Annotated in this window: 4 protein-coding genes, 3 pseudogenes and 1 other annotated feature; of the genes and pseudogenes, 4 read left to right on the top strand and 3 right to left on the bottom strand. The window is 35.3% G+C overall.

The genetic code is table 11. From position 1 onward, the window contains the following. Both F972_RS14870 and F972_RS00730 read right to left on the bottom strand, forming a co-directional pair. Positions 1–998: pseudogene (locus F972_RS14870) on the bottom strand (IS3 family transposase); the annotation flags it as partial. Beyond that, positions 607–723: a sequence feature (AL1L pseudoknot), on the bottom strand. (Overlaps the previous pseudogene by 117 nt.) A gap of 50 nt (positions 999–1,048) precedes the next feature. Continuing rightward, positions 1,049–1,276 (bottom strand): annotated as a pseudogene (locus tag F972_RS00730) (DUF4372 domain-containing protein); the annotation flags it as partial. Between the two features lie 234 nt (positions 1,277–1,510). Here F972_RS00730 and F972_RS00725 point away from each other — a divergent pair. Further along, positions 1,511–1,756: a helix-turn-helix domain-containing protein gene (locus F972_RS00725; RefSeq protein WP_004763143.1), complete on the top strand. Its 246-nt coding sequence runs from the start codon at positions 1,511–1,513 to the stop codon at positions 1,754–1,756. A 177-nt stretch (positions 1,757–1,933) separates the two neighbouring features. Here the strand turns inward: F972_RS00725 and F972_RS00720 are convergent, their stop codons facing one another. Further along, positions 1,934–3,106 (bottom strand): replication initiation protein, encoded by a 1,173-nt coding sequence (locus F972_RS00720; RefSeq protein ID WP_004763141.1) that lies wholly within the window; start codon positions 3,104–3,106, stop codon positions 1,934–1,936. A 901-nt stretch (positions 3,107–4,007) separates the two neighbouring features. On the opposite strand from F972_RS00720, the gene F972_RS00715 reads away from it, so the two are divergent. From F972_RS00715 to F972_RS14855, 3 genes and pseudogenes are all read left to right on the top strand, one after another. Further along, the gene (locus F972_RS00715; protein WP_004763140.1) at positions 4,008–4,784 is read left to right on the top strand and encodes a ParA family protein; all 777 of its coding nucleotides are present in this window, start codon (positions 4,008–4,010) and stop codon (positions 4,782–4,784) included. Between the two features lie 18 nt (positions 4,785–4,802). After that, on the top strand, positions 4,803–5,714 hold the full coding sequence (locus tag F972_RS00710) for a ParB/RepB/Spo0J family partition protein (protein WP_004763138.1): 912 nt from the start codon (positions 4,803–4,805) through the stop codon (positions 5,712–5,714). Between the two features lie 105 nt (positions 5,715–5,819). Then, positions 5,820–6,786, top strand: a pseudogene (locus F972_RS14855) (IS481 family transposase). Positions 6,787–6,791 lie beyond the last annotated feature (5 nt).

The raw sequence follows: 6,791 nt of genomic DNA, 5'->3' as shown, positions 1-6,791 counted from the left end.
GTCGTACCGACTGATGCTCGTAAATTTGCTGCTTCTAAACGATTGGTATAGCGAATCGAAAGATATTGCACACCCCTATCTGAATGATGAATCACATTCTTAGGCATACCTCGGTCATGCAATACTTGCTCCAGTGCATCGAGCACCATATCTGTATTCATCCGTGTCGATACTTTGCATCCAACAATTGCTCGTGAGAAGACATCAATAATAAATGCGGTATAGATCCAACCTGAATTTGTTTGAACATATGTAAAGTCACTCACCTGAGAGGCACTGCTTCGCAAGGGTTTGGATGATCAGCACTAAAATTCCGTTTCACTAAATCATCTGTCCATTTTTGGTCATCTCGGTTACGGGTAGTTTATTTATTCTTACCACGCCAAACACCTTGTATACCTAGCTTCTGCATCAATCGAGCAACTGTACAACGTGCAAAACAGAGCCTTCACGTTTCAGTTGTTGCCAGACTTTACGTGCGCCATATCGACCTGAACTTTCTTTCCAAATTCGTTTTATTTGTTCAGCATGATGAAGGTCATGCAGATCCCGTTTCGCTCGATGTTCTGGATTTACTGTGAGATCTAGAGTCCGGTAATAGGTTGAAGGTGCGATTGGTAAAATCCTACAAATCGCTTCAACACCATATTGATCTTTATTGTTATGGATAAAATCCACCATTACTTGTGTGGGCGGTCGAGCTCCGCCTGGGCGAAAAAAGCGGCTGCTTTACGTAGAATTTCATTCGCACGTTGCAGTTCTTTATTTTCACGTTCCATTTGCTTCATTTTTTCTTGATCAGATATCTGTTGTACTTTGACAGGATTTTGCTGATCTAAATGCTTTTGATGCCAGGCACGTAGTGTTTCAGGAGTACAGCCAATTTTAGGCGCAATTGCTGTGATTGCAGCCCAAGTAGAAGGATAATCTTTTTCAGATTCAATCAATAATTGAACCGCTCTTTCGCTGATTTCAGGGGTATATTTTAATTTTGTCATCGGGATAGTCTTTCAGAATATTGACTCTCCGACAAACCCGGTACGGTTCACTTTGCTCCGAGATGACTTAGCTTTTCCTGTTGGCACTCCAAATTGGATTGAATATCTCTCAGACTTTGCCTACAAGAGAATTGAGACATCAATATGGCAATAAACTGATCCCACCGGGAAGCCGCTCTAAATTTCTGTCCAACATGGTGTACTTTAGCAAGTTGTTCAAAATCCTGTCGCACAACAGGTTTAATTAGCTCATGAAATACGGTATTCTGATGTGACAAAACCTGAATCCTGGTCGTTAAAGTGTTTGTTTGCACTCATATTTTAACTGTTAGGACTCAGGTTTTTTTATTTAAAGCAAACTATGGGACAGCAGTGGCTTAAAGCTCCCTTTTTCAACTTCGTATAACGTGTATTATGTTAATTTTAGAAGCTCTACAATATATGTACTTGGAATAAGACGTCTAAATAAGCCATTTGTTATAATTTCTATAATAAATTAATGGCTAAATTAAATGGACCATTTGCAGAAACTACAGATATATGTCCTTGTAGTCGAAACACAGAGTTTTACTCATACTGCTGAAACATTAGGTTTGCATCGTCCACTTATTTCTAAAGCCATTAAGCAGCTTGAAGATGAACTTGGTGTCAGATTACTAAATAGAACTACCCGTAAAGTAAACATGACCTTAGAAAGTGACATATTCTCAAATACGGGTATCGGTTTATTTTGTTTAACGATAAAATTAACAACATAACCTTGATCTGTCTTCGTAAGTGTGTGGTTAGGAATGTAAGGATTAGTTTTCATGTTCTACCTTAATGGATGAATAATTTGTTCATAGGTCTAATAATTAGCTATCAAAATATGAAGTAAACTGATATCAATCTTATTTTACACCTTATAGTGAAAAGTGTAGCAAGTTGCTACACAGTCATATAACGTCTTTTCCAAATATTTCATTCAAACGTTTTCTATTTTCTTTTACAAAATTTGGATTATTTTTTAGTTTATATTTCATTTCTCGCTTAAATTCACTCATTGAACTGCCAGCTACAGCAAAATCCATTTGGAACATAATATCATTCACTATCACATTTGCTTGAGATTCAGTTAAGCACCCTTCTGTCTTAAACCACTTACTAAACTGTTTATAATTTGGGTCGTTTGCATAGATGTACCAAGACCTTACAGTCATATCGAACTTCGCACCTAATTCTTTAACAAGCGCATTATCATCAAAATTGACGTCTAAATAGATTTGAGTCTTATCATTAGTATTAGATGCAATGACTTCAGTGGCGTGCCTATTAAGAATTTTAAATCGAACTCCGACAATAGGTCGACCTTTCTTGATGGTATCGTATTGTAATTGAAGACTAGTCCTATCATTAATTTCTTCAATAATTTTGTCTAAAACGTATCGTCTAAAATCAACCCAACGATCATATTTTTTCTCCCCAATATCAATTAATGCTTTGATATTCTCCAGTGAAAGTTCAACCTCATAAGAATCTTGATTAGCATACTTAAATTCATTTTTGATAAAGTATGAATACAAACTCATACTGGTTACGGAGTCCAAAGCAAATAAATCTTTCAATTGATAAGTCGTAAAATTTCCATTTGCTAAACGAGTAAAATATGGCAGTACTTCACTGGTGAAACGTATCTGCAAAGCATTTTTAGCATCATCTTCCCAACGGAGTTCACGAATAATTGGAACTACTGAGTGTACTTTTTTAACTTTACGCTTATTATCATCCACGGGCTCTTCAATTACAAAATGAGCTACTCGTGATGATAATTCTTTATAAATACGATCAATAGCAACATTAATGGAATTCTTTTTGTCTAATCCTAATAATTCACCTAAATCATCTTTATGCAAATAAATATAAGTTTGCTCTGTAATTTCACGATCTTGATTATTCTTCTCACCATAATTTGCAACAGCCATTGCATAAAGTAGAGCTTTATACTCATTAGATGATAATTCAATGGGTCTAATCAGACGGTTACTTGTACTGACTACTCCATTATGTCGAATATTACCAATACAATAAGGTAGATGTTCTAATTCTTCTGGTTCGTTGTGATTACTCATAAGTGGAAAGATTAAAATATTTTCTATATGTTATACACAAAAGTGGAAGAAGATGCAAACCGCTCACTATTTTCACTTTCTTATATTAAGTTTACTCAGTTTATGACCATCAAACACCCTAAGAGTGGAAGAAGTGTCACTATAAAAGTGCAATTTAGATACTATTCAATCTTATGGTGGAATAAATATAGAATTAAACACTTATAAGTGACAATTCTTCCACCTTTGATAGTTCATCCTTGTCGATAAAGCAATTAACTTGAAAGTAGGACTAGCCTATAACATATCTAAAGTGGAATTACTCCATAAATATTCCACCATTCAAGTGACAAACCTTCCACCATTCAGATATTCTTGACTATCAAACATCATGTTATCAATTAAATTTTAAACAAATAGTTTATCCACAGAATCAAAAACATCTAATGACAAGCCTTCCACCTTTATTCTAAGAAAAGCAAACTTATCAACACCATAAACAATTGAATTATAATATTTTAAACTAAAAAATCCACGTTAAAATAAATCATAATGACAAGTCTTCCACCATAGTGACAAGTCTTCCACTTATCAGTGACAGACCTTCCACTCATTAGTGACAAGCCTTCCACTTGTCAGTGACAGACCTTCCACTTATCAATGACAGACCTTCCACTTATTAGTGACATGTCTTCCACTTTAAAAATCATATCTATTTGTTTTTAAACAAATAAAATATGTCTAATTATAATTAACTAATTAATACTAATTAATACTAATTAAAATTAGCTAGCTATATTTTTAAAAAAGTTAAATTTTTTTCCACTTCTTTTAAATTTAAAAATATGACAAAGGAACTGTAGCAAGTTGCTAAAAATAACTTTATATTAAATGAAATCAAAGTAAATTCCTTAATACAAATATGTCAACTAAAATCATTGCTGTAGCTAATCATAAGGGTGGTTGCGGGAAAACAACTACCGTAGTACATCTTGCTTCAGAACTTGCTGAATTAGGAAATAAAGTCTTAGTCATTGATCTTGATCCACAAGCAAATGCAAGTTTACATATAGGATTAAGACACCCTAGCGAAGTTGAAACTACATCAGCTGAATTACTTATTGGTGATATAAGTCTATTATCGGAAGCATTAGAAGAAGAAACAAAATTTAAGAATGTTTCCTTAATATATGGCTCATTAACTCTTGGTAAAACTGAAGATCAATTGAAAGATGATATACCAAGACCATCCGAGGAACTTTCAAATAAATTGGAAATTCTAGAAGGGTTATATGACTACATTCTTATTGATTGCCCTCCGAGCTTAAAATTACTAACTAGCAATGCTTTAGCTGCTTCGACACATGTTATTGTCCCAATTGAATCTGGTTCACAATACGGTCTTTATGGTGTTACTGATTTAATTAATCATTTAAGTAAAATTAGAAGAGTTAACCCTAAATTAGAACTCTTAGGTGCTTTATTAATTAAACATGATGAGCGTCATAATGTATGTAAATTAATAAAAGATGAAGCTTTTAATCAAGTTGGAGAATTATTGCATACCACAATTCCAATGAGCACTAAGGTTAATCAAGCTGCAATTTTGCAACAACCTTTATTATCTGTTGATAAAAACTCAAAAGTTAGAAAAGCTTTTGAAAATTTAGCACAAGAAATTGTTCAACGTGTCGGATAATATAATTCTGGAAATACTATGGTAAGTAATAAAGAGCTATTGGCTAAACGTCTTCAGCAAAATACTCAAAAGCATCAAAATGCCCAAAAGGAGCATATAAAAGATGTCAAAGAGCTAAGACGTAATGTACAAATTACAGATATTCAAGCTAGTCCGAACCAGCCTCGAAAACTCTTTAATCAACAAGATATTGAAGATTTAGCAGCATCAATTGAGGAAATAGGGCTATTACAACCAATTGCGGTTCGTAGAATAAATGATAAATATGAGTTGATTGCTGGTGAAAGACGATTGAAAGCTCACCAATTTCTCAATAAGAACACCATTGAAGTAATCATTATTGATGCATCAGATGAAGAAGTTGCTTTATTAACATTAGCTGAAAATTTAAAGCGAGAAGACCTGACAGATTATGAAATATATGTTGGATTAACTTCTTTGGATGAAAAATTAAAAAAAAATAAGCAGAAGTTAGCAAAGTCATTAGGTATGAATCGTGAAGATATGTATAAATATTTATCTTTTGAAAAATTACCTGGAGAGTTAATTGAAGATTTGGAAAAACAGCCGTCATTATTAGCACGGACTGCTGCTACAGCAGTGAAAAAGTTTCTATCAGATCATGAAGAAAACCATGAATATGCTAAAGAAGCATTATTCGAAGCCTGGTCATATCTGCTTAAAAAAGAAGTTGAACAGACAAAATTGGCATCACTAGCTGAAAAAATCTTTAAGTCAAGAGAAACGAAAGATGTTATTCAAACTTCAATTGTACATAAAATTGAATATGATGGGAAAGTTGCTGGTAATATCAAATTTGACCATAATACATTAAAGGTATCTTTGAAAATCGGACAATTTGATGATCAAAATTTACAAGAATTAGAAACGTTCCTAAAACGAATGTTAGAAAAATATAATAAAAAATAGTGTAGCAATTTGCTACACTATTTTTTTGTAATTGGGAAAAATTATATAGGTTTTTAGCCCAGATTTTAATGGTGCAATATTCTCAGATAAATGGAAGGAAGCACTATGGGACAAGTTCTACACAGCAGCGCCACAACGACACAGGCAGTGCGTCGAGCAATACAAAATAGTCAGGAGAGCTTAAGAACGCTAGCCAAGCGTTACGGCATCAATCAAAAGACCGTCGCAAAATGGAAGAAACGTACTTCAGTAGATGATCTTACAACCGAGACAAAGAATCCTCGCTCAAGCGTGTTATCGCCTGAAGATGAGGCGGCAATTGTTGCTTTTCGAAAACGCACTTTATTGCCGCTAGACGATTGCCTTTATGCATTGCAGCCGAGTATTCCTTATCTGACACGCTCGTCGTTACACCGCTGCTTGCAGCGGCATGGTATTTCACGAATGCCTGAGGTACAAGGTGATCGCCGTTGTCAAGAAGCGCTTCAAGAGCTACCCTATTGGTTACTTTCATATCGACATCGCTGAGATGCAAACAGCACAGGGTAAGCTTTATCTCTTCGTTGCCATTGATCGCATTTCCAAGTTCGCGTTCACTGAATTGCATACTAAAGCCAGTAAGATGGCAGCCGCGGAGTTCCTACGCAATCTGATTAAGGCTGTGCCCTATAGAATCCATACGGTGCTAACAGATAACGGCATCCAGTTCACGAACCGCACCTGTGATCGCTACGCCTCTGAGCACATCTTTGATCGGGTTTGTACTGAATGTGGCATTGAACATCGTCTTACCAAGGTTAAGCATCCATGGACCAATGGACAGGTCGAGCGGATGAACCGAACGATTAAAGAAGCTACTGTCAAACGGTTCCATTACGACGATCACACTCAGCTATGCATTCACCTTGCTGATTTTATTGCTGCATACAACTTCGGCCGCAGACTCAAAACACTCAGGGGCCTGACTCCCTACGAATTCATCTGCAAACAGTGGACAGATGAACCTGAACTTTTTAAGATTGATCCGATCCATCAAATGCCGGGACTAAACACTTTTCATCAAACTGAGTGATAGTA

Origin of the sequence: Acinetobacter sp. CIP 102529 (assembly GCF_000368325.1) — a bacterium.
In the GTDB taxonomy this organism is placed as follows: Bacteria; Pseudomonadota; Gammaproteobacteria; order Pseudomonadales; family Moraxellaceae; genus Acinetobacter; species Acinetobacter parvus.
The sequence above is the reverse complement of the archived record's forward strand: the minus strand, read 5'-3'. Positions and strand labels throughout refer to the sequence as shown.